The organism is Pseudomonas eutrophicaquae, assembly GCF_023544715.1.
Taxonomy (GTDB): domain Bacteria; phylum Pseudomonadota; class Gammaproteobacteria; order Pseudomonadales; family Pseudomonadaceae; genus Geopseudomonas.
The window spans coordinates 1-26,408 of record NZ_JAMJEZ010000010.1 but is presented as its reverse complement, the minus strand read 5'-3'; the positions used below and the strand labels follow the sequence as shown (position 1 = coordinate 26,408).

The window sequence follows — 26,408 nt, the reverse complement described above, 5'->3', positions numbered from 1 at the left end:
GCGGATCTTCACCGATCCGGCGCCGGCCCACAACGAAAAAACCCGCCGGGGCGCGGCGGGTCTTTTACGCAGCCGATGCTTAGAGCAGCGGCAGGGTGTAGCTGACGATCAGACGGTTTTCGTTGAGGTCCTGAGTTGTCAGACCACCACCGTTACGCAGGGTGGCGTTCAGCCAGGTCACACGAGCACCCTTGATCGGACCGCTCTGGAAGGCATAGGAGATCAGGCTGTCACGCTCGATCTGCTTGCCGGTGTTGGCAGTGCCTACCTGCGCATCATCGCCATAGATGTAGCGGGTCATGAAGCTCAGGCCCGGGACACCCAGCGAGGTGAAGTCCAGATCGTAGCGCAGCTGCCAGGCATCCATGTCAGCCAGGGTGAAGTCGGTCAGCGAGACGCTGTTGACGGTGTAGGCATCGATGGCAGCATAGGGGAAGTTGCCATCACCGCTGACGGTGGAGTAGCCCAGGCCGAACTTGTGGGCGTTCATGCCCAGGGTAACCATGCCGTTGAAGAAGTCGTTGTCGATCTTGCCGCCCAGTGCGCGACCTTCATCCTTGCTCTTGAAGTAGCGCAGATCGGTACGCAGGGTCAGGCCATCACCGAGATTGGCGTTGTGCACGGCACCGACGAAGTGCTGCTTGTACACATCTTCCATGTTGCCGTAGTAGTAGCTGGCGGTCAGCTCGGGGCTGATGACATAGGAGCCACCGGCGAAGTCCAGACGATCGGCTTCAACGCCACCCGCGTAGGACGGAGTACGCAGACGAATCTTCTGGTTGCTGGAGTCGTCACGGTCGTTGTGGCGCTCGAGGCGACCGGCGTTCAGGGTCAGGCCGTCGATCTCCTGGGAGGTGATCATGCCGCCGGCGTAGGTGCTGGTCAGCAGGCGCGCGTCGTTGGCCATCACCACCGGCAGCATCGGCTCGAGGGTGCCCAGCTTGAGCACGGTCTTGGAGATGCGCGCCTTGGCAGTCAGACCCAGCTCGCCGAACGAGCTTTCCGCATCACCACGGCCATCGCCTTTGTGGTTGATGTTGAGTACGCCGGAGCCATTTCTGTTCTGGCCATTGCTGTGATCCAGCTTGATGCCGGCCATGCCCAGAGCATCGATACCGACACCGACGGTGCCTTCGGTGAAGCCGGACTCAAAACGCAACTTGAAGCCCTGAGCCCATTCCTTGTGGGTATCGGTGTTGGCGCCGTGAGCATTACGCACATCACGGTTCTGATACATGTTGCGCAGCTCCAGGCTCGCCTTGCTGTCTTCGACCAGCGCAGCCTGAGATACGGCGGGAATGGCCATGGCAGCAGCGAGGATGCTCAGGCCCAGCTTCGAACGTTGGGAAATCTTGTTCATTGTTATTGTATCTCCACGAGGGACTTTTTCTTCGAATTTTCACCCATCGACCGTGACGGTGCCGGTCGGGTAGCGCTGGACTGGTGCTGTTGGCCAGTAAGCAGCGGCTGCCGGGGCGGAACTGCCGATCCATGTCAATTGCACGGCGGTTTCAAAAATGCCGCAAAAAGTAGCATTTGAAAAGCCTTGCAACGGATTCTGGCAAATTGGCAGGGCGAACACCGCCCTCCGTTAGGCTAGGTTGACATGCACGAAAGCATGACACTGAAGTGACCGGCAGATGACCGGGAGCGCTATCATCTCGCCCTTTTCAGACCGGATGCCTTGCCATGTTCCATGTCGTGCTCTTTCAGCCGGAAATTCCGCCCAACACCGGCAACATCATCCGCCTGTGCGCCAACGCCGGCTGTCAGCTGCACCTGATCGAGCCGCTGGGCTTTGAGCTGGACGACAAGCGCCTGCGCCGCGCCGGCCTCGATTACCATGAATACGCCACCGTGCAGCGCCATGCCTCGCTTGAGGCATGCCTTGCGCAGCTGGGCGAGGCACGGCTGTTCGCCTTCTCCACCAAGGCCCGGCACAGCTATGCCGCCGTCAGCTATCGACCGGGCGATGCCTTCCTGTTCGGACCGGAGAGCCGCGGCCTGCCGGAAGATGTGCGCGACAGCCTGCCGCCCGAGCAGCTGCTGCGCCTGCCGATGCGCGCCGGCTGTCGCAGCCTGAATCTCTCCAACGCGGTGGCAGTTACCGTCTACGAAGCCTGGCGCCAGCTGGAGTTCGCCGGCGCCTGAGCCGCGAACCGGCAAGGTTTCTGCAGGCTCGCCAGACAGACAGAGCCCCGCGCGCAGCGGGGCTCTGTCTGTCTGCCTGTAGCTACAAAGATCAGGCCTGGGCTTCGCCGCCTTGCAGGCGCGCCAGCTCCTGGGCGTACAGGGCATCGAAGTTGACTGGCGCCAGCATCAGGGCCGGGAAGGAGCCACGCACCACCAGGCTGTCGAGGGTCTCGCGGGCATAGGGGAACAGCAGGCTCGGGCAAAAGGCCCCCAGGGTGTGGCTCATCGAGGCGGCATCCAGCCCCTTGATCAGGAAGATCCCCGCCTGTTGCACCTCGGCAATGAACGCCACATCCTCGCCATTACGCGCGGTCACCGAGAGGTTCAGCACCACCTCGTAGAAACCGCCCTCCAGGTCCTTGTGACGGGTGTTGAGATCGATGCTGATGTTGGGCTGCCATTCCTGACGGAACACCTCCGGGGTCTTGGGTGCCTCGAAGGACAGATCACGGACATAGATGCGCTGCAGGGCGAACTGCGGCTGCTCGGCCTGCAGGGCCTGATCGTTGGCTTGCTCGGTCATGTGTTGCATTCCTTGTTATGGGAGGGAATCACGCGCGCAGCAGGGCATCGAGCTTGCCGGCCCGCTCCAGCGCGTGCAGGTCGTCGCAGCCACCGACATGGGTGCCGCCGATCCAGATCTGTGGCACCGAGGTGCGGCCGGCCTTCTGGGCCATCTCGGCGCGCACGGCCGGCTTGCCGTCGACGCAGATTTCCTCGAAGGCTACGCCCTTGCTGGTCAGCAGCTGCTTGGCGCGCACGCAGTAGGGGCAGTAGTCACTGGAATAGATGATCACGTTCGCCATATCACTTCACCACCGGGAGGTTGTCGTTGCGCCAGCTGGCGAGGCCACCGCTCAGGCGGGTGACCTCATGGCCGGCCTTCTTCAGCGTGCTGCAGATGCTGCCGGCATGCTGGCCCATGGCATCGACCACGATCAGCGTCTTGCCCTTGTGCTTGTCCAGCTCGCTCAGGCGGCTGTCGAGCTTGTCATAGGGAATGTTCAGCGCGCCGGTGATGTGGCCGGTGGCGAACTCTTTATGGGGACGCACATCCAGCACCACGGCGCTGCCGGCGTTCAGCGCGGCGGTCAGCTCGCGGCAGCTCAGGCTGCGCCCGCCGCGGCGTGCCTCATTGGCGAGCAGCAGGGCCAGCAGCACCACGAACAGGGTACTGAGCAGGTAATGGTTGGAGGCAAATTCGATCAGCTGGGCAAGCATTGCAGGCATCCGGTACGGGTCGCAGAGAGTGCCGAAGTATACACAGCCCGCCCCCGGCCGGAACCGGCGCGCGCGTCAGAATCCGGCCGCCTGCCAGAGCAGACGCAGCGCCAGCAAGGTCACCAGCACCCGGAAGATCTGCGCAAAACGCGCCGCCGGCAGGCGATCCAGCAGCTTGAGCCCCAGCCAGCTGCCCAGCGTGCCGGCCAGAAGCATCAGCACGACCAGCACCAGCCATTCGCTGAAGGCAAAACCGACCACCGAGAACACCGTCATCTTCAGCAGGTGCTGAGCGCTCATGCAGGCGGCGAAGGTCGCCGTGGTCGCCAGCTTGTCCATGCCGTGGCGATGGATGAAGCCGGCCACCAGCGGCCCGGTGGCGCCGACAAACATCGACACCAGCGTAGTGAAAGCCCCGGCCAGCAGCTGGCCGCGCGCGCTCAGGCTGTGGCGCGCCGGCTTCGGCCCCCAGACCAGGTAGAGAATGAAGGCCGCCACGCTGAACTGGATGATCTGCAGCGGCAACTGCACCACCAGCAGCGAGGCCAACAGCGCGCCGAGCAGCGCGCCGAGCACAAAGCGGCGCAGCAGCGCATGGTCGATGTGCTGGCGAGTCATCCAGGCGCGGTTGCCGTTCGAGCCGAGCTGCACCAGCCCATGCACCGGAATCAGCGCCGCCACCGGGACGATGCCGGCCATGATCGCCAGCAGCAGCACCCCGCCGCCGATCCCCACCGCCGCGGTGAGCAGCGAGGTGAAGCCGGCACTGGCGATCAGCACGCCCGCCTCCAACAGGGAAATCGATGCTGGCAAAAACTCCATGGCGCACCTCACGCTCCAGATTGAGCCAGCATCTAAGCACCGCCCCGCGCCTTGGGCAACCGCCCGGCCCGCGGGTGCTGATCCACGGTGACGCCCCCGCCCTGAGCCCTTAAAATGCCCATCCCGCCCACTTCAAGCCGAGACGGACGCATGCCTGCCACGCCCAAACCCCTGGTTCTGATGATCCTCGATGGCTTCGGCCACAGTGAAAGCCCGGACTACAACGCCATCTTCCACGCCAATACCCCGGTCTGGGATCGCCTGCGCGCCGAGCGCCCGTGGGGCTTGATCTCTGGCAGTGGCATGGATGTCGGCCTGCCTGACGGGCAGATGGGCAACTCCGAGGTCGGCCACATGAACCTTGGCGCCGGCCGTGTGGTGTATCAGGACTTCACCCGCGTCACCAAGGCGATCCGCGACGGCGAGTTCTTCGAGAATGCCGCGATCAATGCGGCCGTGGATAAAGCGGTGGCCGCCGGCAAGGCGGTACACATCCTCGGCCTGCTCTCCGACGGTGGCGTACACAGCCATCAGGATCATCTGGTGGCGATGGTTGAGTCGGCCGCCTGCCGCGGCGCCAAGCAGATCTATCTGCACGCCTTCCTCGATGGCCGCGACACCCCGCCGAAAAGCGCCCAGCCGTCGATCGAGCTGCTGGATGCCACCTTCGCCAAGCTCGGCAAGGGCCGCATCGCCAGCCTGACCGGCCGCTACTTCGCCATGGACCGCGACAACCGCTGGGACCGCGTCGAGCAGGCCTACAAGCTGATCGTCGATGGTGAGGGCGAGTTCGCTGCCGCCAGCGCGGTCGAGGGGCTGGAAGCCGCCTACGCCCGCGGCGAGAGCGATGAGTTCGTCAAGGCCACCACCGTCGGCGCACCGGTGAAGGTGGAAGACGGCGATTGCGTGGTATTCATGAACTTCCGTGCCGACCGCGCCCGCGAGCTGACCCGCGCCTTTGTCGAGGGTGGCGAGTTCAGCGGTTTCCAGCGCGCCCGCGTGCCGCAACTGGCCGGTTTTGTGATGCTCACCCAGTACGCGGCGAGCATCCCGGCGCCCTGCGCCTTCCCGCCGGAGCCGCTGACCAACGTGCTCGGCGAGTACCTGGCCAACAACGGCAAGACCCAGCTGCGTATCGCTGAGACTGAGAAGTACGCCCATGTGACCTTCTTCTTCTCTGGCGGCCGCGAGGAGCCATTCGCGGGTGAGGAGCGCATCCTCATCCCCTCGCCTAACGTCGCCACCTACGACCTCAAGCCGGAGATGAGCGCCCCGGAGGTCACCGACAAGATCGTCGACGCCATCGAGAACCAGCGCTATGACGTGATCGTGGTCAACTACGCCAACGGCGACATGGTCGGCCATACCGGGGTGTTCGAGGCCGCCATCCAGGCGGTGGAAACCCTCGATCACTGCATCGGCCGCATCACCGCCGCGCTGGATAAGGTCGGCGGCGAGGCGCTGATCACCGCCGACCACGGCAACGTCGAGCAGATGGAAGACGAAGTCACCGGCCAGGCACACACCGCGCACACCTGCGAGCCGGTGCCCTTCCTCTACTACGGCCCGCGCAGCCTGACGATCCGCGCGGGCGGCGTGCTGGCGGATGTGGCGCCGACGATGCTCAGGCTGCTGGATCTGCCGATCCCGACCGAGATGAGCGGCACACCGCTGGTCGAACTGTCCTGAGTCCTGCGCCCCGGCCCGTCCGGGGCGTTCTTTTTGCCCCGGGGGCCGGGCATACTAGGGCGCTCCCGCCACGGAACCCACTGCCATGCTGCGTGCCCTCCTGACTGTCCTGCTCGTCTGCTGCCTGAGCCCGGCCGTGGCCGATCAGCGCGCCAGCGCCCAGCGCGAGCTGGAGGCCGCACAGCGCGACATCCGCGAGCTGCAGCAGCGCATCGCCAAGGTGCGTGAGGAGAAAGGCGCCGCCGAGCAGCAACTGGCGCGCAGCGACCGGGAGATCGCCAAGATCGCCCAGCAGATCGCCACGCTGGAGCAGCAGCTGCAAACCGGCGAGGCCGAAATTGCCCGTCTGGGGAGCGAGCAGCAGGCCCTGCTGGCCCAACAGGCCGAACAGCAGCGGCTGGTTGCCCTGCAGATCCGCGCGGCCTATCAGAGCGGGCGCCAGGAATACTTGAAATTGCTGCTCAACCAGCAGCAGCCCGAACAGTTCAGCCGCAACCTCACCTACCACGACTACCTGAGCCGGGCGCGCAACGCCCAGCTGGCGACCTTCCAGAGCACCCTGGAGCAGCTGCAAAATGTCGAGGGCGAACTGGCCACCCAGCACGCCTTGCTCGCCGGCCAGCGCCTGGAGCTGCAGGAGCGGCGCAGCGCCTTGGATAGCGCGCGCCAAACCCACCAGCAGCTGGTGGCCAAACTCAGCCACGAGCTGGGCGAAGGCGATCGGCGCCTGCAGGCTCGCCAGCAGGAGCAGGCGCGTCTTGAGCAGCTGCTCAAGACCATCGAGGAAACCCTCGCCCGTCAGGCCCGCGAGGCCGAGCAGCGCCGGCTGGCCGAGGAGCAGCGCCGTCTGGCCGAAGCCCAGGCTCGCGCGCAGGCCGAGGCCGAGTCACAGGCGCGGCGTGACCAGCGCCCTGCCGCCCAGCCCGACGGCGACGCGGCAGTGGTCACGAGCAGCGCAGCGCATGTCGATGGCCCGTTTGCCCGCGCCCGTGGCCGGCTGCCTTGGCCGGTCAGCGGCCCGCTGCTGGCGAATTTTGGCTCACCGCGCGGCGATGAGCGTCTTAAATGGGATGGCGTGCTGATCGGCGCGCCGGCCGGCAGCCCGGTGCGGGCCATCCACGCGGGCCGGGTGGTGTTTTCCGACTGGCTACGCGGCTCCGGCCAGCTGCTGATCATCGACCATGGCGACGGCTACCTCAGCCTGTACGGCCACAACCAGCGCCTGCTCAAGCAGGCCGGTGACCGGGTACAGGCCGGCGAGACCATCGCCACCGTCGGCGACAGTGGCGGGCAGGAACGTCCGGCGCTGTACTTTGCCATCCGCCAGCAAGGCCAGCCCAGCGATCCGCGCCGCTGGTGCAGCACCCGGGGCTAGGGCCTGCCCATCGCATCGCCACCCCGTTCACTTCAGGAGTCATTCATGTCGTCGCGCTCCCGTATCTCCGCCCTGGCGCTGAGCCTGGCCCTGGCTGGTGGCCTGCCGGCCGCGCTGGCCAACGACACCCGCGAATCCGCGCCCGCTACCCTGCCCCTTGACGAGCTACGCACCTTCGTCGAGGTGCTCGACCGCATCAAGAGCGCCTACGTCGAGCCGATCGACGACCGCACCCTGCTGGAAAACGCCATCAAGGGCATGCTCGGCAACCTCGACCCGCACTCCGCCTACCTCGAGCCACAGGCGTTCCAGGAGCTGCAGGAAAGCACCAGCGGCGAGTTCGGCGGCCTGGGTATCGAGCTGGGTATCGAGGACGGGATGCTCAAGGTCATCTCACCGATCGATGATACTCCGGCGGCGCGCGCCGGCATCGAGGCCGGCGATCTGATTACCCGCATCGACGAGCAGCCGACCAAGGGCTGGACGCTGATGCAGGCGGTGGAAAAGCTGCGCGGCAAGCCCGGCAGCAGCGTCAACCTGACCCTGATGCGCGATACCGGCAAGCCCTTCGATCTGGAGCTGACCCGTGATGTGATCAAGGTGCGCAGCGTGAAGAGCGAGCTGCTGGACAAGGGCTATGGCTACCTGCGCATCACCCAGTTCCAGGTCGATACCGGCCGCGAGGTGGAGCGCGCACTGGCCCGCATGGCCCGCGACAACGGCAAGGCGCTGGACGGGCTGGTGCTGGATCTGCGCAACAACCCGGGTGGCGTGTTGCAGGCAGCGGTGGAGGTCTCCGACCATTTCCTCAGCAAGGGGCTGATCGTCTATACCAAGGGGCGCATCGCCAACTCCGAGCTGCGCTTCTCGGCCGATGCCGACGATGCCAGCCGCGGCGTGCCGCTGGTGGTGCTGGTCAACGGCGGCAGCGCCTCGGCAGCGGAAATCGTTGCCGGCGCGCTGCAGGATCACAAGCGCGCAGTGATCATGGGCACCGACAGCTTCGGCAAGGGCTCGGTGCAGACCGTGCTGCCGCTAACCAACGAGCGCGCCCTGAAGCTGACCACTGCACTCTACTACACGCCCAACGGCCGCTCGATCCAGGCCCAAGGCATCGTGCCGGACATCGTCGTCGAGCGCGCCCGCCTGACCCGCGAGGAAGACGCCAGCCGCGTCAAGGAAGCGGATCTGGCCGGGCATCTGGGCAATGGCAACGGCGGCGCGGACAAGCCGGGCGGCGCCAAGGGCCGCACGGCCGGCAAGCCGCAGGATGAGGATTACCAGCTGGCCCAGGCCCTTAACCTGCTCAAGGGGCTGAACATCACTCGCCGGCCGTAAGACGAGGCGACTCCCCACACGCACAAGCCCGGGTCACGGCCCGGGCTTGTGCTTTTACAGCCTGTACTGCCTATACCACTCAGCGCATCACAATCCCGCGGCTGGCCAGGTAGGCCTTGGCCTCGGGAATGCTGTACTCGCCAAAGTGGAAGATGCTCGCCGCCAGCACCGCGTCGGCCTTGCCTTCGAGGATGCCGGCGGCCAGATGCTCCAGATTGCCCACCCCACCGGAGGCGATCACCGGAATGCTCACCGCCTCGCTGATCGCGCGGGTCACGCCGAGATCATAGCCACGCTTGACGCCATCCTGATCCATGCTGGTCAAGAGGATCTCGCCGGCGCCGTAGTCGGCCATCTTCTGCGCCCAGGCCACCGCATCCAGCCCAGTCGGTTTGCGCCCGCCGTGGGTGAAGATCTCCCAGCGGCCCGGCTCACCGGGGGCGGAGACCTTCTTGGCATCAATCGCCACCACGATGCACTGCGAGCCGAAGCGCTCGGCCGCCTCGCGGACGAACTCCGGGGTGAACACCGCCGCGGTGTTGATCGACACCTTGTCGGCGCCGGCATTCAGCAGGTTGCGGATGTCCTGCACGCTGCGCACGCCCCCGCCGACGGTCAGCGGGATGAACACCTGGCTGGCCATGCGCTCCACCGTGTGCAGGGTGGTGTCGCGACCGTCGGAACTGGCGGTGATGTCGAGGAAGGTGATCTCGTCAGCGCCCTGCTCGTCGTAGCGGCGGGCGATCTCCACCGGGTCACCGGCATCGCGGATGTTCTCGAACTGCACGCCCTTGACCACGCGGCCGTTGTCCACGTCCAGGCAAGGAATGATGCGTTTGGCGAGGGCCATGGCGATTACCCCCCGAACCCGTCGCACAGCGCCTGGGCCTGGGCCACGTCCAGCGTGCCCTCATAGATCGCCCGGCCAGTGATAGCGCCGACGATGCCGGCGTTGCGGGTGTCCAGCAGCTTCTGGATGTCACCAATATTATGGATGCCGCCGGAGGCGATCACCGGGATGCGGCTGGCGTTGGCCAGCGCCACGGTGGCCTCGACGTTGCAGCCCTGCATCATCCCGTCCTTGGCGATGTCGGTGTAGACGATCGCTGCGACGCCATCGGCCTCGAAGCGCTTGGCCAGATCGGTGGCCTGCACGCTGGAGACTTCCGCCCAGCCGTCGGTGGCGACAAAGCCATCCTTGGCATCCAGACCGACGATCACCTTGCCGGGGAAGGCCTTGCAGGCCTCGGTGACAAATTCCGGCTGCTTGACCGCCTTGGTGCCGATGATCACGTAGCTGACCCCGGCGCGCACATAGTGCTCGATGGTTTCCAGCGAGCGGATGCCGCCACCGATCTGGATCGGCAGGTTCGGGTAGCGCGCGGCGATGGCGGTGACCACCTCGCCGTTGACCGGCTTGCCCTCGAAGGCGCCATTGAGATCGACCAGGTGCAGGCGGCGGCAGCCGGCCTCCACCCATTTGGCAGCCATCGCCACCGGGTCGTCGGAGAACACCGTGGCGTCGTCCATCAGGCCCTGGCGCAGACGCACGCAGGCACCGTCCTTGAGATCGATTGCGGGGATGATCAGCATGATTGAAACCTCTAAGTGTCCGGGCTCGCGTCAGGCAGCGAGCGCAGGCGAATCGGGGGTGCGTCTCGTGCGCTCGCCCGCAGGTAGCAAAATACGGCGGGCGGCCAGCACAATCAGGCGCAGCGGCGGCAGCGCACTGCCGCCCTGCACATTAGCGGCGGCCATCCCAGGCGATGAAGTTCTGCAGCAGCTGCAGACCGTGGGTATGGCTCTTTTCCGGGTGAAACTGCACGGCAAAGCGCGAACCGTCAGCCAGCGCGGCGGCAAAGCGCTTGCCGTAGTGACCGTGCCCGGCGACCTGCGCCGGGTTGCCGGCCTCGACGTAGTAGCTGTGCACGAAGTAGAAGCGCCCGCCATCGGGAATCTCGTGCCACAGCGGGTGGTCGCCATCGTGGAACACCTGGTTCCAGCCCATGTGCGGCACCTTGAGGTGTTCACCGGCCTCGACCATGTCCTTGCCGAAGAAGCGCACCTGACCGGGGAACAGGCCGATGCAATCGACCCCGCCGTTCTCCTCGCTGTGCTCCATCAGCGCCTGCATGCCGACACAGATGCCCAGAAACGGCCGATCCTGGCTGACCTCGCGCACCAGCGCATCAAAGCCCAGGCGACGGATTTCAGCCATGCAGTCGCGGATCGCGCCGACGCCGGGGAACACCACGCGGTCGGCTTCGCGGATGGTCTGCGCGTCGCTGGTCACCAGCACCCGGCCGGCGCCGACGTGCTCAAGCGCCTTGGCCACCGAGTGCAGATTGCCCATGCCGTAGTCGATGACGGCGACGGTCTGCATCAGAGGCACCCCTTGGTCGAGGGCATCTGCCCGGCCATGCGCGGGTCCAGCTCCAGCGCCATGCGCAGGGCGCGGCCAAAGGCCTTGAACACCGTCTCGATCTGGTGGTGAGTGTTGGTGCCGCGCAGGTTGTCGATGTGCAGGGTCACCTGGGCATGGTTGACGAAGCCCTGGAAGAATTCCTGGAACAGATCGACATCAAAACCACCGACCGTGGCGCGGGTATAGGGCACGTTCATGGTCAGGCCGGGGCGGCCGGAGAAGTCGATCACCACCCGCGACAGCGCCTCATCCAGCGGCACATAGGAGTGGCCGTAGCGGGTCATGCCCTTCTTGTCGCCAACAGCGCGGGCGAAGGCCTGCCCCAGGGTGATGCCGACATCCTCGACGGTGTGGTGGTCGTCGATATGCAGGTCACCCTTGCACTCGATGTCCAGATCGATCAGCCCGTGGCGGGCGATCTGGTCGAGCATGTGCTCGAGGAAAGGCACGCCGATGTCGAATCGGGCCTTGCCGGTGCCATCCAGATTGATGGACACCTTGATCTGGGTTTCCAGGGTGTTGCGCTCGACGGACGCCTTGCGTTCGGCCATTGCCAGCTCCACAGAATCACGGGGCGAAATTGGGCGGCCATTATAGGCCGCGCCCGCCATCGCGGGCTACCGACGCGCCGGACGCAGGCGGCACGCCCGGCAGGCCATCGGCACAATGGCGCGCAAACACATACAATCCCCCGATCATCTTGAGGAGCCTGCCATGCCCGTCATCGTCGAACACCTCACCCAGCCCAGCACCCAGGATCGCCTTGATCTGGCGAAAATCTACGCCGATGCCCCGGCCTGGCTGCTGCCGCCCCACGCCTCGGCCGAGGCGCTGATCGAGGCTGGCCTTGCCGCCGGCCAGCTGATTGCCGGGCGTTTCAATGATCGCCTGCTGGGCGCGGCCTGGCTGATGCAGGACGCCCAGGGCTGGCGACTGTCGCACCTGTGCGTGCGCAAACTGACCCGCGGGCGCGGCGTGGCCACCCGCCTGGTCGCCGCTGCCCGCCAGCAGGCCGAGACTGCAGGCATGCCCCTGCGCCTGGTCGTGCCGCCCGAGCAGCTCGATGCCCAGGCCTGGGCAGTGCGCCTCGGGCTGGTGCTGGATCGCAGCGCGCAGGCCCCGGCATGAACCGCGCCCTGCGCCTTAGCGGCGCGCTGATCGCCGGACTGCTGATCCTGCTGCTGCTCGGCGCGCTGGCGCTGGTACAGCTGTTTGACCCCAACGATTACAAGGCGCAGATCCGCAGCCAGATCCAGGCCCGCAGCGGGCTGGACATCGAGCTGCGCGGGCCGATCAGCTGGCGGCTGTTCCCCTGGCTGGGCCTTGAGCTGCGCGATCTGCAGCTGGCTGGCCGCGATCCAGCGCAGACGCTGCTGCACATCGACGAGCTGGGGATCGCCGTGCAGCTGCTGCCGCTGCTGCGCCGGGATATTCAGATGGATGCCCTGCGCGTCGAGGGCCTGCAACTGGATCTGGTGCGCGGCCACAACGGGCGGGGCAACTGGGAGCTGCCGCTGACCGCAGGCGGCAGTGCCGGTAAGTCCACCGATGCCCCGGCTCGCCCGAGCGCCAGCGATACCCGCAGCATGGAAAATGTGCCTGCCGCCTCAGCGCCCAGCGCCACCCTGCGTATCGACGGTCTGACGCTGAACAACGCCCGCATCGACTACCGCGATCTGGCCAGCGGCCAGCAGCTCAGCCTGCAGGGGCTACAGCTGCAGAGCAGCGCACTGGCCGCCGACAACCCGGCTGACCTGCGCGCCAGCGGCCACCTGAGCCTGAACCAGCCGGCGCTGCAAGCGCGCTTGAGCCTGCAAAGCACCCTGCAATTTGACGCAGGGCTGCGCATCTTGCGCCTGGAGGCCACCGACCTGCGCGGCGATCTGACCAGCAGCGCCCTCAACGGCCAGCCGCTGGATCTGCGCCTGCGCGGCGACCTGCAGCTGGACACCGCCCGCCGCACGCTCAGCGCACAAAAGCTGCATATGGATGCCAACCAGCTCAGCTTGCTCGGCCAGCTTGAGCTGCAAGGCGGTGAGGCGCCGCGCCTGAGCGGCGAGCTGTCCATCGCTGCCTTTGATCTGCGCGCCCTGCTGCAGCAACTGAGGCAGACGCTGCCGGCGATGGCCGACGAGCAGGCCCTGCGCCAGGTCGCGCTGGCCAGCCGGATTCAGGCAAGCCCCGAGCAGCTGCGTCTGCAGGACCTGCGCTTGCAACTCGACGACAGCCAGCTGGACGGCCAGCTGCAGCTGACCCTGAGCGAGCCGCCCCGGCTGGAGCTGACCCTGGCCGGCAATCGTCTGAATCTGGACCGCTACCTCGCGCCCCAGGCGAGCGACGAGCGCGCCACCGCTGATACGGGCACACCCAGCGCCCCCCGTGCGCCCACAACAGCCCGCGCGAGCGCCGGCGCCAGCAGCAGCGCCCTGCCCGCCGTGCCCACCGAGGAGCGCTGGAGTGCCGAGCCGCTGCTTGACCCGGCCAGCCTGCGCCGCCTGAATGGCCGACTGGAGCTGGCACTCAACCAGCTGACCCTGCGCGATCTGCCCTTCGAGCAGGTCACGCTCAAGGCCGAGGCCCGTAACGGGCGCCTGAGCCTTGAAGACGCGCAGGCCGATCTGCTCGGTGGCCGCCTGCAACTGGCCGGCCAGCTGAACAGCCGCGCAACACCCGCCACACTAGCCCTGCGCCTGCACAGCAGCGGCCTCGATCTGGCCCGCCTGCTCACACAGCTGGAGCCCAGCGAACCGCCGGCGCTGCGTGGCAGCCTGCAGCTACAGGCCGAGCTCAGCGCCCGCGGCAACAGCGAACAGGTGCTGATCGGCAGCCTCGCCGGCAACGCCCGCCTGCAGATCGATAACGGCGCGCTGAACGATGCCAACCTCGAACAGCAGCTGTGCCGCGGCATCGCCCTGCTCAACCGCAAGCCACTGACCCAGCCGTTCAGCGAGCGCGACACCCCGCTGCAGACCCTGAGCAGCAGCCTGCGCCTGCAAAACGGCGTGGCGCACAGTGACGATCTGCTCGCGCGGTTGCCCGGACTGACCGTCAAGGGCGCCGGGGACATCGACCTGCGCGTGCTGGGGCTGGATTACCGCCTCGGCGTGACGCTGGAAGGTGATCAGCGCGCGATGCCCGATCCGGCCTGCCAGGTCAATCCGCGCTACGCCGGCATCGCCTGGCCGCTGCATTGTCGCGGCCCGCTGGAGCTGGGCGCGCGCGCCTGCCGCCTCGACAGCGAAGGTCTCGGCGAGATCGCCCGCCAGCTGGCCGGCAGCCGGCTGGAGGAAAAGCTCGAAGAGAAGCTCGACGAGAAACTCGGCGACAAGCTCAGCCCGGAACTCAAGGACGCCCTGCGCGGGCTGTTCCGCCGCTAACGGATCTTGACCATGTACGACAGTCATTTCCTTGCCAGCGACTTTGCCGAACGGGTGCTCAGCTGGTTCGACCGCCACGGCCGCCACGACCTGCCCTGGCAGCAGGACATCACCCCCTACCGGGTCTGGGTGTCAGAAATCATGCTGCAGCAGACCCAGGTGGCCACCGTGCTCGGCTACTACCCGCGCTTCATGGCCGCCTTCCCCACCGTGCAGGCGCTGGCGGCGGCCAGCGAGGATGAGGTGCTGCACCTGTGGACCGGGCTCGGCTACTACAGCCGCGCCCGCAACCTGCACCGCGCCGCGCAGCAGGTGGTCGCGCAGCATGGCGGCGAGTTCCCGCGCTCGGTCGAGGCGCTGGCCGCGCTGCCCGGCATCGGCCGCTCCACCGCCGGGGCGATTGCCAGCATCAGCATGGGCCTGCGTGCGCCGATCCTTGATGGCAACGTCAAGCGCGTGCTGGCCCGCTACCTAGCCGAGCCCGGCTACCCCGGTGAAAGCGCCGTGGCTGCCCGGCTATGGGCTGCCGCCGAGCATCTCATCCCAAGCCTTCGGGCCAATCACTACACCCAGGCGATGATGGATCTCGGCGCGACCCTGTGTACCCGCAGCAAGCCAAGCTGCCTACTCTGCCCGCTGGCCCAGGATTGCCGCGCCCATGCGCTGGGCCGGGAGCGCGACTTCCCCACGCCCAAGCCGCGCAAGGCGTTGCCGCAAAAGCACACGCTGATGCCGCTGCTGCACGATGGCCAGGGCGCTATCCTACTCTATCGCCGCCCCTCCAGCGGGCTGTGGGGCGGGCTGTGGAGCCTGCCGGAGCTGGAACCGGCACAGCCGGGGGCACTGGCGCAGCTAGCCCGCCAGCACGCACTAACGCTTGGCACCCCGCAGCCGCTGACCACCCTCAGCCACACCTTCAGCCACTTTCAGCTGCACATCGACGCGCAACTGATCGAGGCCGTGCCGCAGGGCACCTGCGTGGCCGAAGGCGACTGGCTCTGGTATAAGCTCGCCAACCCGCCGCGTCTGGGCCTGGCCGCACCGGTCAAGAAACTGCTCGAACGCGCATCCTTGCACCTAACCCCCGCTTCAGGAGAGCCGCTATGACCCGCATGGTGATCTGCCGCAAGTATCAGGAAGAACTCCAGGGCCTCGACCGCCCACCCTACCCCGGTCCCAAGGGTGAGGACATCTTCCAGCATGTATCGAAAAAGGCTTGGGAGGAGTGGCAGAAGCACCAGACCATGCTGATCAACGAGCGGCGCCTGAACATGATGAACGCCGAGGATCGCCGGTTCATCCAGGCGGAGATGGACAAGTTCCTCAGCGGTGAGGAATACGCCCAGGCCGAAGGTTACGTCCCGCCAAGTGCCTGAACACCTGCCCGCGCATTCCCCCTGCTAGGCCGTAGGCCAGTAGGGGGTCAAGCGGACGATGTTACCGTACGCTCTGCGCCTTTTCTGGCGTACTCCTCTGTACCCTGCGACTCGACATAAGCCCTCACCGTATCCAGTGTTTCGCCGCCCACGCTGCCCACAAAGTAGGCGCGGTGCCAGAACACTGGCTTGTGGTAGAAGGCCGCCAGGTGGCTGGCAAAACGACCGCGAGCGCGCCGGGCACTGGCTGTTTTCAGGTTGTTGATCAGCACAGAGATGTCAAGCGCCGGGTGTATATCAAGCAGCAAATGGACGTGATCTGCCTCGCCGCCAAACTCCAGCAGCTCGCAACGCCAGGCACCCTGCGGCTGGGCAGCGGCAAGGACGCCATGATGATCCGCCTGCGCGGACGCCACCGTTTTGCCGAATTCACGCCCAACGACCTGGCCCTCAGTCGCCGCCGCAATGCGGCCACTGGCGAGGACCAGTGGACCGCCTCGATCACCCTGCGAGTGCCCACGTCGGCCTGTGCCCGGCAGCGCACCGGCGACGAAGCCGTAGGCGTCGACTTCGGCCTGGCACACTGGGCGAACTTCGACGATGGCAGCGCCCTCAGTAACCCACGCTGGCTGCGCGAGGCGCTACCCCGGCTGGCCGACCTGCAACGTCAACGGGCTCGGAAGCGGCGCGGCTCGCACCGTTACCGCCTGCTGTCCCAGCAGATCGCCCGGCTGCATCAGCGCATTGCCGACCGTCGCCGGGACTTCATCCACCGGGAAACCTCGGCCCTGGTGCAGCGCTGCGCGCTGATCGCCACCGAGGAGCTGGCACCGAAAAACATGAGCCGCAGCGCCAAAGGCACGGTCGAAGCACCGGGCCGGCGCGTGCGGCAGAAGGCTGGGCTCAACCGGGAGATCCTTTCGGCCGGGTTCGGCATGGCGCACCAGATGCTCCAGTACAAAGCGGCAGAAGCTGGTACTCGGCTGCATCTGGCCTTCACCCGCCAACTCAAACCCTCGCAGCGCTGCTCCGGCTGCTGGGCCGTGGTGCCCAAGACGCTCAACGAGCGCTGGCACCTATGCCCGCAACTGCGGTTGCTCGCTGCCGAGGGATCAGAACAGTGCCAGGGTCGTGTTGCTCGACGCCTGGACACCAGAGCACACGCCTGGGACGGGCGTGGCGGCGAGACTCAAGCCTCTGCCCGCGCAAGCGGTCAAGCCCAGGTCGAAGACCCGCGAAACCCCTACTACAACCGCAACAGTGGTTTAGTGGCGGGAAAGTTCATAAAACCGCGCTTTTTTGCCGGCAGCAGTTGACGTAGCAACGGGATGGCGGTTTAATGCCGCCCGTTGTTGCCCAGGTAGCTCAGTTGGTAGAGCAGGGGATTGAAAATCCCCGTGTCGGCGGTTCGATTCCGTCCCTGGGCACCACTTAACATAAGTGGTTCCGCAACAGATTGGCCCAGGTAGCTCAGTTGGTAGAGCAGGGGATTGAAAATCCCCGTGTCGGCGGTTCGATTCCGTCCCTGGGCACCACAAATTTCGAAAAGCCCCGGCCCTGTGCTGGGGCTTTTTGCATCTGGCGCCCGGCCAGCCGCAGCGCCGCGCTTTTGCCCGCGCCCAAACGCAACGCGGCGGGCACAAGGCCCGCCGCGCATCTGTCGCTGATTGATCACGCAACCCGCCGCAAAGGCTGGCAGGCAGTGCTACCGGTCAGAAGCTCTCCCAGTCGTCCTCACTGGCCGCCTTCTGCGCCACCGGTGCCGGACGCGGCTTGCTGGCGGCCGGGCGTGACGTTGCGGCATGGGATGCGCTGTGGCCCTGACCGTGCCCCGCACCGCCCTGCGCGGCAGCGCTGCGCGGCGCGGCCTGTGGCACGCCGCAGAACAGATCCATCGAGCGATTGAGCTCGACGCCTTGGGCATCCAGCTGGCCGGCGACGTGGGACGAAGTCTGCACCAGCGCGGCGTTCTCCTGCGTCACCCGGTCCATCTGCACGATGGCCTGGCTGACCTGGGAAATCCCCAGACTTTGCTCGTTAGAGGCACTGGCAATCTCGCCCATGATGCCGTTGAGGCGGCTCACCGCCCCCACCACTTCGCGCATCGCCTCCTCGGCTTGGCGCACCTGGTCTGCCCCGCTGTCGATTACCGTGCCGGAGGCCTCAATCAGCCCGCGGATCTCCTCGGTGGCCGACGCGGTACGCCGCGCCAGCGTGCGCACCTCGCGGGCAATCACCGCAAAGCCACTGCCCTGCTCACCCGCCTTGGCTGCCTCGATCGAGGCGTTGAGCGCCAAGAGGTTGGTCTGGAAGGCCAAGCCCTCAATGGTGGCGATCACGTTGTGCATCTCGGCGGCACCGGCGGTGATGCGCTCCATGGTCGCCACCACATCGCCCATCGCCGCGCCGCTCTGCTCAACGCTCTGCACCGCATCCCCGGACAAGGTGCTGGCCTGACGGGCGCTGTGGGCGCTCTGCTCAACGGTCGAGGTGATCTCTTCCATGCTCGCGGCGGTTTCCTGCAATGCCGCAGCCTGCTGCTCGGTGCGCGCCGCCAGATCCAGGTTGCTGTCGGCCATGCTGCGGGTTGCCTGGGCTACGGTCTCCACGCTGCCACGAATGTCCATGGCAATGCCCATCAGGCTCTTGCGCAGGGTGTCGAGCATCCGCGCCAGCTCACCCAGCTCGTTGTGGCCAACATCGCGCATCCGTACCGCGACGTTACCTGCCGACATCTGCTCCAAGAAGCTCACCGCCTCGGCCGAAGGGCGCAGCACCGCCCGTGCGGTGGCCACGCTAAGCAGCGCGACCAGGAGACTGCCGCCGCCGATCACCGCCCATTGCGCCACCGGCATGTTCTCCAGCGCCAGCCAGCCACTGCCGAGCAGGCTCAGCGTGCAGGCAGCGGCCAGATAGCTCAGGCGCGCCTTCATCGAGCCGAGCTGCAAACGCTCCAGCCGGCCGCGCAGCCCGCCATGTACCAGCCGGCCACGGTCCAGACTCATCGAGGCGCGCCCCTCGCGCATTGCCCGATAGGTTTCGGTGGCCAGCGCCACCATCTCGCGGCTCGGGCGCACGCGGATCGAGGCATAGCCGACGTGAGCGCCGTTCTCGTAATAGGGCACCACCGAGGCATCCACCCAGTAGAACTCGCCGTTCTTGCGGCGGTTCATCACCAGACCATGCCAGAGCTGCCCGGCCTTGACCGTTGACCACAGGTTGCCAAAGGCCGCCGCCGGCATGTCCGGGTGGCGCACCAGATTGTGGTTGGCACCCAGCAGCTCATCGTAGGTAAAGCCGCTGACCTCGACGAACGCCGGATTCGCGTAGGTGATGTAACCCTTGAGATCGGTGCGCGAAATCAGGAAGTCATCCTCCCTGAGCTCGTATTCCCGGTGGGTCGTGTAGGGGGCATTGGCCATTGAAGATACCTGGCAGAAGAAGGATGGAAGGTGCCGGCCGGCATTCTCTTCACAGTATAGGAACAGCCGCGCCCCTGGCACAGCCCCGTTAAAAACAGCCCGCCTTAGCGCGGCTGCTCGAGGATCAGCTCCACACGGCGGTTGGTGGCCTTGCCCTCGGCGCTGGCGTTATCAACCAGCGGCTGGGTATCGGCATAACCGACCGCGCGCAGACGGTTGCTGGCCACCCCGTTGGACTCCAGATAGCGCACCACACTCCCCGCCCGCGCACTCGACAGCTCCCAGTTGGAGGGGAAGCGCACATTGCGGATCGGCACATTATCGGTATGCCCGACCACCGCGACGTTATGGGTGCTGCTGTTGAGCACCGAGATCAGCTGACGCAGCACCCGCAAGCCATCCAGACTCAGCTCGGCCTGCCCGGAGGAGAACAGGATCTCACTGCTGATCCGAAAGCTCACCGTACCCTCCTTGACCACCACGTCGATGTCCTCGCCCAGCGCGCCCAGCTCCAGCCCTTCCAGCGGGTCGGGCATGCCCTCGGCGGTCTGCATGTCCGGGCCGCTGCCCTTGAGCAGCCCGGCGCCCTCGGGCAGCACGCTCTGCCCGGAGAGCACCGCAGGCAGCTGGCGCACCGCATCGCCAGTGTTCTTGCCGGCAAAGGCCAGCATCACCACCAGCAGCACCAGCAGCAGGGTGAGCATGTCCAGATAGGTCATCAGCCAGCTCTCCTCCTCCTCCGCGCCCGATGGCAGGGCGGCGGCCTCGGCGGCCTGACGCTTGGCGCGCTGGCTGGTCTTTTGCAGGCGCTGCACTGACTTTTCCAGCTCGCGTTGGCGAGCCAGCAATGCCTGACGCGCACTGGCCGGCGTCGGCGCGGCGGCCGGTTGCGCGGCGGGGGTGCCCTCGTTCTGCTCGCTCATCGCCGCTCTCCGTCAGTCACGGGCACGGCGGTCGCCGCCGCTGTCGTGGATCTCGTCCTGGTACTGGGCCATGAACGAGTTGAGCGTCTCGCGCATCAGGCCGGGGCTGCGCTTGTTGCACATCATCGAGATGCCCTGCAGCACCATGTTCATCAGCACCACGCGCTGCTCGGTACGCCGCTCCAGCTTGACCGCCACCGGCTTGAACACCAGGTTGGCCATCAGCACGCCATAAAAGGTAGTGATCAGCGCCAGCGCCATCTGCCGGCCAATGGCGGTCATGTCGCCATCGCCAAGCAGGAACATCAGGTTCACCAGGCCGATCAGGGTGCCGACCATGCCGAACGCCGGGGCAAAGCTCGCCATCACCCGGAACAGCTGCGCCTCGGCATGCTCACGGGCACGCAGGCGCGAGATGCGCCACTGCAGCAGCTCGATGATGTCCTCCTCCGGGGTGTTGTCCACCACCAGCTGCACGCCGGTACGCAGGAAGGGGTTACGCACGCCCGCCAGCGCATCCTCGACCTGGCGCAGATTGCCCTGCATCCACAACCGCGAGATGTTGACCAGCTCCTCCATGTCGTTCTGGGTGTAGAGCTTCTCGTTGCGCAGCACGGTGGCGAACAGGCCGAACACCCGCAGCACCTCGCCCAGCGGGTAACTGATAAAGGTGGCCGCCAGCGTGCCGGTGAGCACGATGCCAAGGCTTGGCCAGTCGAGGAACAGCATCGGGTCCTCGGCGGAGAACACCAGCACCACCGCCAGCAAGGCAATACTGGTGACGATACCGATCAGGGTGGATGGATTCATGAACAACTCCGGGGGATACGGTCAGGGCACGCCAGCGTGCCCCAGCTGCGACAGTATGGCATGGCAGAAAAAAAATTCCCCAGGCCCTAAAGCTCGCCGGACGAGCGACGATACTTTGGGTAACAGCCAGCGCACAGCCCCACGCCGCAAGGCCCCAAGGCAAACGCCGGTGACTATTCAGCAAGCCAGGAGTACCTCGCATGTCCGTGATCAATACCAATATCACCTCGATGATCGCTCAGAAGAACTTGGGTGCATCGCGTAACGCACTGACCACCTCGATGGAGCGTCTCTCCTCCGGCCTGCGCATCAACAGCGCCAAGGATGATGCCGCCGGTCAGGCGATTGCCAACCGTATGACTGCGCAGATCAAGGGCCTGGCCCAGGCACAGCGTAATGCCAATGACGGTATCTCCGTGGCTCAGACCGCTGAAGGCGCGCTGAACCAGGTCAATGACAACCTGCAGCGTATCCGCGAACTGAGCGTACAGGCCGCCAACAGCACCAACTCCGGTGAAGACCTGGTCTCGATCCAGAATGAAATCGGCCAGCGTCTGGATGAGATCAACCGCATCTCCAAGGAAACCAACTTCAACGGCGTGAAGGTGCTCGCCAGTGACCAAGGCCTGAAGATCCAGGTAGGTGCCAACGACAGTGAGATCATCAATGTCGACCTGAAGCAGATCAACGCTACCACGCTGGGTCTCCAGAACCTCGACATGACCAAGCAGGTGACCTCTGACTCCCTGACTCAGGTCACTGTGGTCAGCGAGGCAGTTGCGCCCACCAAAGTCACCCTGACCTTCACAGGGGCTGCGGCTGCTGAACCGGCACTCTTTGTAGGCACTAATGGCGCGCTGTATGCCGGTACCGCCGGTGAGGCGTGGGCGGCTACGTACGATCCGGAAACTGATACCGTTTCTTATAACACCAGCGCCACTGGCGTGGCCATGGCGGACTCGGGAGCAACCAGCTTCGTGCTGGATGGGACGCTCGTCGAGCTGGCTGATCTGGGTGATGCAACTCGCAGTGACGCTGCAGGCCCGGTAACATTTACCGTTTACCAGGAGAAGGCCACCGGTGCGTATCTGGTCTCTGACGGCACGAATACATGGAGTGGGGCTGACGCCGCGATCAACCTCAATACCGGCATCGTCACGCTGGGCACCAAAGATGGAACGGCTGCCGCGACAACTGGGTTTGATGCGGTCTCCGAAGGTGACGTACTGACCCTTCCCGGCAGTGCAAAAGTGACCGCGGATCTGAGCGGCGTGGAGCTTGAGGGTACCAATACTCTGATGCAAGGTGAGGATGGTGCTTATTACATCAAGAACGTCAACGACTCTGAGACTTCTTACTACGCGGCGACTGTTGATGCAGCAACGGGCGCCGTGACACAGGGTGCGCTGACAGCCGTTGATCCGCTGAAGGCCATCGACAATGCGCTGAAGAGTGTCGATGCACTGCGCTCGGATCTGGGTGCCATCCAGAACCGCTTCATGGACGCCATCACCAACCTGGGCACCAACGAGACCAACCTCTCGGCAGCCCGCTCGCGCATCCAGGACGCCGACTACGCGGTCGAGGTAGCCAACATGACCCGTGCGCAGATCCTGCAGCAGGCCGGTACCTCGGTGCTGGCTCAGGCCAACCAGATCCCGCAGGGTGTACTGTCGCTGCTGCGGTAATACTTCAAAGGCAGGCCAGTATCCTGCTCACGATCACAACAGGCGCCCTTGTGGCGCCTGCTGTGTTTCTGCTCTCGACAGATTGCGTCCTATCCTTGCCTGAACGCCGCTACATATGCCCTCACACGCTGCGTACCGGCTTGTGCAGCAGGCTACCCGCCTCTGATCCATCAAGGCTCATTTCATGTCCAGAAAAAAGTACCCCTCTCGCCCTCGCCTCATACAGACCACCAAGATACGGCCCACAAGCATCGAGCAGGCACGTCGCCTGACTGAACAACGTCCGCAAGACCACTCTGCCTGGAAGGCTCTCGGTCTGGCTTACCTGCATGCAGCTCAGCTGAATGAATCCATCGCGGCCCTGCAACAGGCGCACACACTGTTCAACGAGGATGCTGAGGTACTGAAGTGGCTGGGCAATGCGCACTACAAGTGCAGCGCCATCACGGATGCCGAGCGCACCCTTCAGCAAGCACTGAAGCTTGCGCCCGATGATGAAGAAACCCACACACTGCTTGCCCTGATCTATACCAAGACAGGGAATAACAAGAATGCCTTGCAACACATAGAGCGCGCCCTGGAGCTGAAGCCGGCCTTTTTGCCTTCACTCGCCATCAAGGCCGGACTACTGACCAACCTCTATCGCTACGATGAAGCCATTGCGCTGCGCGATGAGCTGTGTACAAGGGAGCCCAACTCCCCTGAACACTGGAACAATCTGGGGAATCTGTACAGGGATATGGGCCTTATCGATCAGGCTTATGCACACTATCGCAAGAGCATGGAGCTCAACCCGCAGGCAGAGCTGCCCTTTTGCAACCTGATCACCGCCATGCATTACGATCCGCGCTGCAGCCGTGAAGATATCCTTGCTGCACTGCGCGAGTGGGAACGGCGCTATGCGCCTTCGGTAATACCCGATCGCCCGATACCAACTGACCGCAGCCCCAAACGCCGCCTGCGTATTGGCATGATATCCGATGGCTTCCGCCGCCACCCTGTAGGCAACATGATCACCTCGGCATTGGAGCAGCTGGCCAGCCATAACTTCCAGCTCTTCTTCTACAGCACCAACAAGCGTGTCGATATCTTGACTCAGCGACTGCGCAACTTAGGTGCATTCACCCAGGTCGATCAAGATACCGATGAGCGCCTTGCCCAGCGCATCCGTGATGACCGGATCGATATTCTCTTTGACCTGTGCGGCCACAACGCCGGCACCCGCTCGCGAGTCATGGCCATGCAGCCGGCGCCACTGCAGGTCAAGTGGGTCGGCGGCCTGATCAACACCACCGGCCTGACCGCCATCGACTACCTGCTCAGCGACCCGGTCGAATCCCCTGAAGGCGATGATGCCTTCTACACCGAAAAGCTGATCCGCATGCCGGGGGACTACATCTGCTATGAAGCCCCACCTCACGCACCCGATGTTGGTCCGCTACCTGCCCAGGATAATGACTACATCACCCTGGGCTGCTTCAACAACCCGACCAAGATCAATACCGAGCTGATGACCCAGTGGGCGTTGCTCATGCATGAGCTGCCTCACTCAAGATTGTTTTTGAAAGGAGCGGCCTATAACAGCGAGGCATTGGGTGAGCGGATATGCCAGTTCATGGAAACCCAGGGCATCAGTGCGGAGCGCCTCATCATAGAGGGATACTCTCCACACCTCGAACTGCTGACTGCCTATAACCGAGTCGATATTGCCCTAGACCCCTGGCCCTACTCCGGTGGTCTGACCACCTGCGAAGCCCTGCTGATGGGCGTGCCCGTGGTCACCCTGCCCGGCCCGACCTTTGCCGGGCGCCACAGTGCCACGCACCTGGTCAATGCCGGCATGCCGGAGCTGGTCGCCGCTGACTGGGCGGAGTACCGGATGCGCGTGCGTGAGCTGGCGCTGGACCTCGACAGCCTGGCGACCATCCGCCGCCACCTGCGGGATATCCTGCTGCAATCACCGGTCTGCAACGCCGAGCAGTTTGCGCGCCACTTCAGCAATGCCATGCGGGCCATCTGGCAGCGTTACTGCGCGGGCAAGGCCCCCGAAGCCCTGCGTCTGGATGAGCAGGGGCAGGCCTGGTTTGCCGATGAATCCGCACCGCTGCCGCTGCAGCATGCGCCGGAAGAGGTCGACGAAAACGAATTCCGCTTCCAGTTTGATGGCAAGATCATCGCGCTCGAACAGGGCACCCTGCTGAGCGGCAGCCCGAACTTCCGCAATCTGCAAAAGCTCGGCGCGATAGCCACCATCACCTTCGATCCGGCCAGCGCCCTGCAGGCACCCGGCCTGCTGCAGGCCAATGGCGAGCTGCACCACTACCCGCACGCCGCGCTGGGCGATGGCACGGAGGGCACGCTGTATGTCTGCCTTGACCCGGCGATGAGCGCCACCCTCGAACCCCTGCCTGCCGAACAGCAACTGCCCAACCATGTGCAGCCCACCCAGCTGCTGACCCGCCTGCCGATCAGCACCCTGCGCCTGGATGATATCGAGGGACTGGACAGCATCGACTGGCTGCTGCTGGACAATATGAATGACAGCCTGAAGGTGCTGGAAAATGGCGAGCAGGCGCTGGCCAATACCCTGCTGGTGCAGGTGAGAGTCAACTTTGTACCCACCCACAAGAATCAGCCGGAACTGACCCAAATCAGTCACTGGCTGGCGCGGCATGGGTTCAGTTTTTATCGGTTCAGTGGACTGGAGCATTACAGCCACCTGCCGAAGCGGGATGATCTGATCGCGCGTCAAGCCACACAACTGCGCAGCGCCGACGCTCTGTTCATTCCCGACCAGAATCGTCTGGCACAGCTACCTGCCAACCAGCGTATGAAGCTGGCTTTTGTCCTGCACACGGTTTACAGCGCACACGACCTGGTCAGTGCTCTTCTCCATTCGCTCGACGAAAAGCTGGAAAGAAACTACCTGATCGCTGAGAAGTTTCTGACCGCGCCACAGAGCACTCCAGCTGACCCGGCAGAGCGTGTGAACGTCCCAACAGATATTCCTGCAAACATGCCTTCAAGCTCATCTTTAGAGCTGCCAAAGGCTCCGCATATGTCTGAAGCAGAACGCGCGCTCTTCAAGAAAGCCCTGAGCGAAGCCAAGAGCTACTTTGAGTTCGGCTCTGGCGGCTCGACCGTCTGGGCTGTTCGTGCCGGTCTGACCGTCAAGGGAGTGGAGAGTGATGCAAGCTGGGTCAATGCCCTGAAACAGCAACTTGGCGATCACTGCCAGGTCGAGGCAGTGGATATTGGCCCGACGCGTGAGTGGGGATATCCGACCTCGAGCGAGCATAGCCACAAATTCGCCAACTACAGTCATGCCATCAAAGCACACGATTACCCATTCGACCTGATTCTGGTTGATGGCCGTTTCCGTGTCGCCTGCACAGCGACGACCATTCAGCACATCCTCGATCACCACCGATCACCAGAGGATGCGCGGATCTTCATCCACGATTTCTGGGATCGTCCTGGCTACCATGTAGTCCTTGATTTTCTCGATACGCTGGAGCGTGTCGATACGGCTGGACTCTTCAAGCTGAAGCCGGATATCAAGCGCGCAGATGTCGAAAAGATGTTGAAGCAGTATGTCTTGAAGCCGGCCTGAGAGTAGTTTTCTGTATTAATCCGGCAACCCAATACCCCAAATCATGCGGCATACGCGATTTTGGGATGTCGGAAGTAGGATCGAATCCGTTCAGGCCTGGATTGCAGGCGACGCAGTACTGAGCGGATTCGCTTTT

The 26,408-nt window shown here is 64.8% G+C and carries 25 protein-coding genes and 2 tRNA genes; 13 read left to right on the top strand and 14 right to left on the bottom strand.

Going from position 1 to position 26,408, the window contains the following annotated elements; translation table 11 throughout:
- Positions 1 to 79: 79 nt before the first annotated feature.
- Entirely contained in the window at positions 80 to 1,360 is a 1,281-nt protein-coding gene (locus MXC11_RS06540) for an OprD family porin (RefSeq protein WP_250006781.1), read from the bottom strand.
- Between the two features lie 39 nt (positions 1,361 to 1,399).
- Complete coding sequence (locus MXC11_RS06535) at positions 1,400 to 1,582, bottom strand: hypothetical protein (RefSeq protein ID WP_250006779.1); 183 nt, start codon at positions 1,580 to 1,582, stop codon at positions 1,400 to 1,402.
- Between the two features lie 107 nt (positions 1,583 to 1,689).
- On the opposite strand from MXC11_RS06535, the gene trmL reads away from it, so the two are divergent.
- On the top strand, positions 1,690 to 2,151 hold the full coding sequence (gene trmL, locus MXC11_RS06530; RefSeq protein WP_250006777.1) for a tRNA (uridine(34)/cytosine(34)/5-carboxymethylaminomethyluridine(34)-2'-O)-methyltransferase TrmL: 462 nt from the start codon (positions 1,690 to 1,692) through the stop codon (positions 2,149 to 2,151).
- A 91-nt stretch (positions 2,152 to 2,242) separates the two neighbouring features.
- Here the strand turns inward: trmL and secB are convergent, their stop codons facing one another.
- The 4 genes from secB to MXC11_RS06510 form a co-directional block, all read right to left on the bottom strand.
- A complete protein-coding gene (gene secB / locus MXC11_RS06525; protein ID WP_250006775.1) occupies positions 2,243 to 2,716 on the bottom strand; it encodes a protein-export chaperone SecB in 474 nt (157 codons plus the stop codon).
- A gap of 28 nt (positions 2,717 to 2,744) precedes the next feature.
- Positions 2,745 to 2,999: a glutaredoxin 3 gene (gene grxC, locus MXC11_RS06520; protein ID WP_250006773.1), complete on the bottom strand. Its 255-nt coding sequence runs from the start codon at positions 2,997 to 2,999 to the stop codon at positions 2,745 to 2,747.
- Position 3,000: 1 nt separating this feature from the next.
- Positions 3,001 to 3,414: a rhodanese-like domain-containing protein gene (locus MXC11_RS06515; RefSeq protein WP_250006771.1), complete on the bottom strand. Its 414-nt coding sequence runs from the start codon at positions 3,412 to 3,414 to the stop codon at positions 3,001 to 3,003.
- Between the two features lie 75 nt (positions 3,415 to 3,489).
- Entirely contained in the window at positions 3,490 to 4,236 is a 747-nt protein-coding gene (locus MXC11_RS06510; RefSeq protein ID WP_250006769.1) for a sulfite exporter TauE/SafE family protein, read from the bottom strand.
- Between the two features lie 150 nt (positions 4,237 to 4,386).
- Here MXC11_RS06510 and gpmI point away from each other — a divergent pair, with 150 nt between their 5' ends.
- From gpmI to MXC11_RS06495, 3 genes are all read left to right on the top strand, one after another.
- Positions 4,387 to 5,925, top strand: coding sequence for a 2,3-bisphosphoglycerate-independent phosphoglycerate mutase (gene gpmI, locus MXC11_RS06505; protein ID WP_250006767.1), 1,539 nt, complete (start codon positions 4,387 to 4,389; stop codon positions 5,923 to 5,925).
- Between the two features lie 85 nt (positions 5,926 to 6,010).
- Positions 6,011 to 7,300, top strand: coding sequence for a murein hydrolase activator EnvC family protein (locus tag MXC11_RS06500; protein ID WP_250006765.1), 1,290 nt, complete (start codon positions 6,011 to 6,013; stop codon positions 7,298 to 7,300).
- 45 nt (positions 7,301 to 7,345) lie between these two features.
- Entirely contained in the window at positions 7,346 to 8,638 is a 1,293-nt protein-coding gene (locus tag MXC11_RS06495; RefSeq protein WP_250006763.1) for a S41 family peptidase, read from the top strand.
- Positions 8,639 to 8,717: 79 nt separating this feature from the next.
- Here MXC11_RS06495 and hisF read toward each other — a convergent pair whose 3' ends face one another.
- From hisF to hisB, 4 genes are all read right to left on the bottom strand, one after another.
- Positions 8,718 to 9,488, bottom strand: coding sequence for an imidazole glycerol phosphate synthase subunit HisF (hisF, locus tag MXC11_RS06490; RefSeq protein ID WP_250006761.1), 771 nt, complete (start codon positions 9,486 to 9,488; stop codon positions 8,718 to 8,720).
- A 5-nt stretch (positions 9,489 to 9,493) separates the two neighbouring features.
- The gene (gene hisA / locus MXC11_RS06485) at positions 9,494 to 10,231 is read right to left on the bottom strand and encodes a 1-(5-phosphoribosyl)-5-[(5-phosphoribosylamino)methylideneamino]imidazole-4-carboxamide isomerase (protein WP_250006759.1); all 738 of its coding nucleotides are present in this window, start codon (positions 10,229 to 10,231) and stop codon (positions 9,494 to 9,496) included.
- 151 nt (positions 10,232 to 10,382) lie between these two features.
- On the bottom strand, positions 10,383 to 11,021 hold the full coding sequence (hisH, locus tag MXC11_RS06480; protein WP_250006757.1) for an imidazole glycerol phosphate synthase subunit HisH: 639 nt from the start codon (positions 11,019 to 11,021) through the stop codon (positions 10,383 to 10,385).
- Positions 11,021 to 11,614: an imidazoleglycerol-phosphate dehydratase HisB gene (hisB, locus tag MXC11_RS06475; RefSeq protein WP_250006755.1), complete on the bottom strand. Its 594-nt coding sequence runs from the start codon at positions 11,612 to 11,614 to the stop codon at positions 11,021 to 11,023. Before hisB ends, hisH begins: the two co-directional genes overlap by 1 nt.
- Positions 11,615 to 11,777: 163 nt before the next feature.
- Here hisB and MXC11_RS06470 point away from each other — a divergent pair, with 163 nt between their 5' ends.
- The 4 genes from MXC11_RS06470 to MXC11_RS06455 are packed head-to-tail and all read left to right on the top strand — an operon-like array spanning position 11,778 to position 15,816.
- Positions 11,778 to 12,191, top strand: coding sequence for an acetyl-CoA sensor PanZ family protein (locus MXC11_RS06470; RefSeq protein WP_250006753.1), 414 nt, complete (start codon positions 11,778 to 11,780; stop codon positions 12,189 to 12,191).
- Positions 12,188 to 14,440 carry an AsmA family protein gene (locus MXC11_RS06465; RefSeq protein ID WP_250006751.1) on the top strand — a complete coding sequence of 751 codons (2,253 nt, stop codon included), beginning with the start codon at positions 12,188 to 12,190 and terminating at the stop codon, positions 14,438 to 14,440. The genes MXC11_RS06470 and MXC11_RS06465 overlap by 4 nt, the downstream gene beginning before the upstream one ends.
- A 12-nt stretch (positions 14,441 to 14,452) precedes the next feature.
- On the top strand, positions 14,453 to 15,547 hold the full coding sequence (gene mutY / locus MXC11_RS06460; RefSeq protein WP_250006749.1) for an A/G-specific adenine glycosylase: 1,095 nt from the start codon (positions 14,453 to 14,455) through the stop codon (positions 15,545 to 15,547).
- Entirely contained in the window at positions 15,544 to 15,816 is a 273-nt protein-coding gene (locus tag MXC11_RS06455) for an oxidative damage protection protein (protein ID WP_250006747.1), read from the top strand. The genes mutY and MXC11_RS06455 overlap by 4 nt, the downstream gene beginning before the upstream one ends.
- A 47-nt stretch (positions 15,817 to 15,863) precedes the next feature.
- Here the strand turns inward: MXC11_RS06455 and tnpA are convergent, their stop codons facing one another.
- Positions 15,864 to 16,232 carry an IS200/IS605 family transposase gene (tnpA, locus tag MXC11_RS12250; RefSeq protein WP_462938108.1) on the bottom strand — a complete coding sequence of 123 codons (369 nt, stop codon included), beginning with the start codon at positions 16,230 to 16,232 and terminating at the stop codon, positions 15,864 to 15,866.
- Here tnpA and MXC11_RS06450 point away from each other — a divergent pair.
- The 3 genes from MXC11_RS06450 (at position 16,125) to MXC11_RS06440 (ending at position 17,351) form a co-directional block, all read left to right on the top strand.
- On the top strand, positions 16,125 to 17,132 hold the full coding sequence (locus MXC11_RS06450) for an RNA-guided endonuclease InsQ/TnpB family protein (protein WP_462938107.1): 1,008 nt from the start codon (positions 16,125 to 16,127) through the stop codon (positions 17,130 to 17,132). The two genes, tnpA and MXC11_RS06450, sit on opposite strands and share 108 nt — an antisense overlap.
- Before the next feature lie 38 nt (positions 17,133 to 17,170).
- A tRNA-Phe gene (locus MXC11_RS06445) sits at positions 17,171 to 17,246 on the top strand.
- A gap of 29 nt (positions 17,247 to 17,275) precedes the next feature.
- Positions 17,276 to 17,351, top strand: a tRNA-Phe gene (locus MXC11_RS06440).
- A gap of 177 nt (positions 17,352 to 17,528) precedes the next feature.
- Here the strand turns inward: MXC11_RS06440 and MXC11_RS06435 are convergent.
- The 3 genes from MXC11_RS06435 to MXC11_RS06425 form a co-directional block, all read right to left on the bottom strand.
- The gene (locus MXC11_RS06435; protein ID WP_250006743.1) at positions 17,529 to 19,238 is read right to left on the bottom strand and encodes a methyl-accepting chemotaxis protein; all 1,710 of its coding nucleotides are present in this window, start codon (positions 19,236 to 19,238) and stop codon (positions 17,529 to 17,531) included.
- Positions 19,239 to 19,342: 104 nt separating this feature from the next.
- Positions 19,343 to 20,161 (bottom strand): OmpA/MotB family protein, encoded by an 819-nt coding sequence (locus MXC11_RS06430; protein WP_250006741.1) that lies wholly within the window; start codon positions 20,159 to 20,161, stop codon positions 19,343 to 19,345.
- 12 nt (positions 20,162 to 20,173) lie between these two features.
- Positions 20,174 to 20,971, bottom strand: coding sequence for a motility protein A (locus MXC11_RS06425; RefSeq protein ID WP_250006739.1), 798 nt, complete (start codon positions 20,969 to 20,971; stop codon positions 20,174 to 20,176).
- Positions 20,972 to 21,171: 200 nt separating this feature from the next.
- Between MXC11_RS06425 and MXC11_RS06420 the strand changes: the two genes are divergently transcribed.
- On the top strand, positions 21,172 to 22,659 hold the full coding sequence (locus tag MXC11_RS06420; RefSeq protein WP_250006737.1) for a flagellin N-terminal helical domain-containing protein: 1,488 nt from the start codon (positions 21,172 to 21,174) through the stop codon (positions 22,657 to 22,659).
- A gap of 184 nt (positions 22,660 to 22,843) precedes the next feature.
- Complete coding sequence (locus MXC11_RS06415) at positions 22,844 to 26,272, top strand: O-linked N-acetylglucosamine transferase, SPINDLY family protein (protein ID WP_250006729.1); 3,429 nt, start codon at positions 22,844 to 22,846, stop codon at positions 26,270 to 26,272.
- Positions 26,273 to 26,408: the final 136 nt, after the last annotated feature.

What these genes read in the sequence shown, in the direction of transcription:
- MXC11_RS06510 (WP_250006769.1), bottom strand. Translation starts at nt 4,236, where the DNA reads ATGGAGTTTTTGCCAGCATCGATTTCCCTGTTGGAGGCGGGCGTGCTG.
- hisB (WP_250006755.1), bottom strand. Translation starts at nt 11,614, where the DNA reads ATGGCCGAACGCAAGGCGTCCGTCGAGCGCAACACCCTGGAAACCCAG.
- MXC11_RS06425 (WP_250006739.1), bottom strand. Translation starts at nt 20,971, where the DNA reads ATGAATCCATCCACCCTGATCGGTATCGTCACCAGTATTGCCTTGCTG.
- MXC11_RS06465 (WP_250006751.1), top strand. Translation starts at nt 12,188, where the DNA reads ATGAACCGCGCCCTGCGCCTTAGCGGCGCGCTGATCGCCGGACTGCTG.
- MXC11_RS06470 (WP_250006753.1), top strand. Translation starts at nt 11,778, where the DNA reads ATGCCCGTCATCGTCGAACACCTCACCCAGCCCAGCACCCAGGATCGC.
- hisH (WP_250006757.1), bottom strand. Translation starts at nt 11,021, where the DNA reads ATGCAGACCGTCGCCGTCATCGACTACGGCATGGGCAATCTGCACTCG.
- grxC (WP_250006773.1), bottom strand. Translation starts at nt 2,999, where the DNA reads ATGGCGAACGTGATCATCTATTCCAGTGACTACTGCCCCTACTGCGTG.
- mutY (WP_250006749.1), top strand. Translation starts at nt 14,453, where the DNA reads ATGTACGACAGTCATTTCCTTGCCAGCGACTTTGCCGAACGGGTGCTC.
- MXC11_RS06500 (WP_250006765.1), top strand. Translation starts at nt 6,011, where the DNA reads ATGCTGCGTGCCCTCCTGACTGTCCTGCTCGTCTGCTGCCTGAGCCCG.
- hisA (WP_250006759.1), bottom strand. Translation starts at nt 10,231, where the DNA reads ATGCTGATCATCCCCGCAATCGATCTCAAGGACGGTGCCTGCGTGCGT.
- trmL (WP_250006777.1), top strand. Translation starts at nt 1,690, where the DNA reads ATGTTCCATGTCGTGCTCTTTCAGCCGGAAATTCCGCCCAACACCGGC.
- MXC11_RS06515 (WP_250006771.1), bottom strand. Translation starts at nt 3,414, where the DNA reads ATGCTTGCCCAGCTGATCGAATTTGCCTCCAACCATTACCTGCTCAGT.
- MXC11_RS06540 (WP_250006781.1), bottom strand. Translation starts at nt 1,360, where the DNA reads ATGAACAAGATTTCCCAACGTTCGAAGCTGGGCCTGAGCATCCTCGCT.
- MXC11_RS06435 (WP_250006743.1), bottom strand. Translation starts at nt 19,238, where the DNA reads ATGGCCAATGCCCCCTACACGACCCACCGGGAATACGAGCTCAGGGAG.
- hisF (WP_250006761.1), bottom strand. Translation starts at nt 9,488, where the DNA reads ATGGCCCTCGCCAAACGCATCATTCCTTGCCTGGACGTGGACAACGGC.
- MXC11_RS06495 (WP_250006763.1), top strand. Translation starts at nt 7,346, where the DNA reads ATGTCGTCGCGCTCCCGTATCTCCGCCCTGGCGCTGAGCCTGGCCCTG.
- MXC11_RS06450 (WP_462938107.1), top strand. Translation starts at nt 16,125, where the DNA reads ATGGACGTGATCTGCCTCGCCGCCAAACTCCAGCAGCTCGCAACGCCA.
- secB (WP_250006775.1), bottom strand. Translation starts at nt 2,716, where the DNA reads ATGACCGAGCAAGCCAACGATCAGGCCCTGCAGGCCGAGCAGCCGCAG.
- MXC11_RS06430 (WP_250006741.1), bottom strand. Translation starts at nt 20,161, where the DNA reads ATGAGCGAGCAGAACGAGGGCACCCCCGCCGCGCAACCGGCCGCCGCG.
- MXC11_RS06455 (WP_250006747.1), top strand. Translation starts at nt 15,544, where the DNA reads ATGACCCGCATGGTGATCTGCCGCAAGTATCAGGAAGAACTCCAGGGC.
- gpmI (WP_250006767.1), top strand. Translation starts at nt 4,387, where the DNA reads ATGCCTGCCACGCCCAAACCCCTGGTTCTGATGATCCTCGATGGCTTC.
- MXC11_RS06420 (WP_250006737.1), top strand. Translation starts at nt 21,172, where the DNA reads ATGTCCGTGATCAATACCAATATCACCTCGATGATCGCTCAGAAGAAC.
- MXC11_RS06415 (WP_250006729.1), top strand. Translation starts at nt 22,844, where the DNA reads ATGTCCAGAAAAAAGTACCCCTCTCGCCCTCGCCTCATACAGACCACC.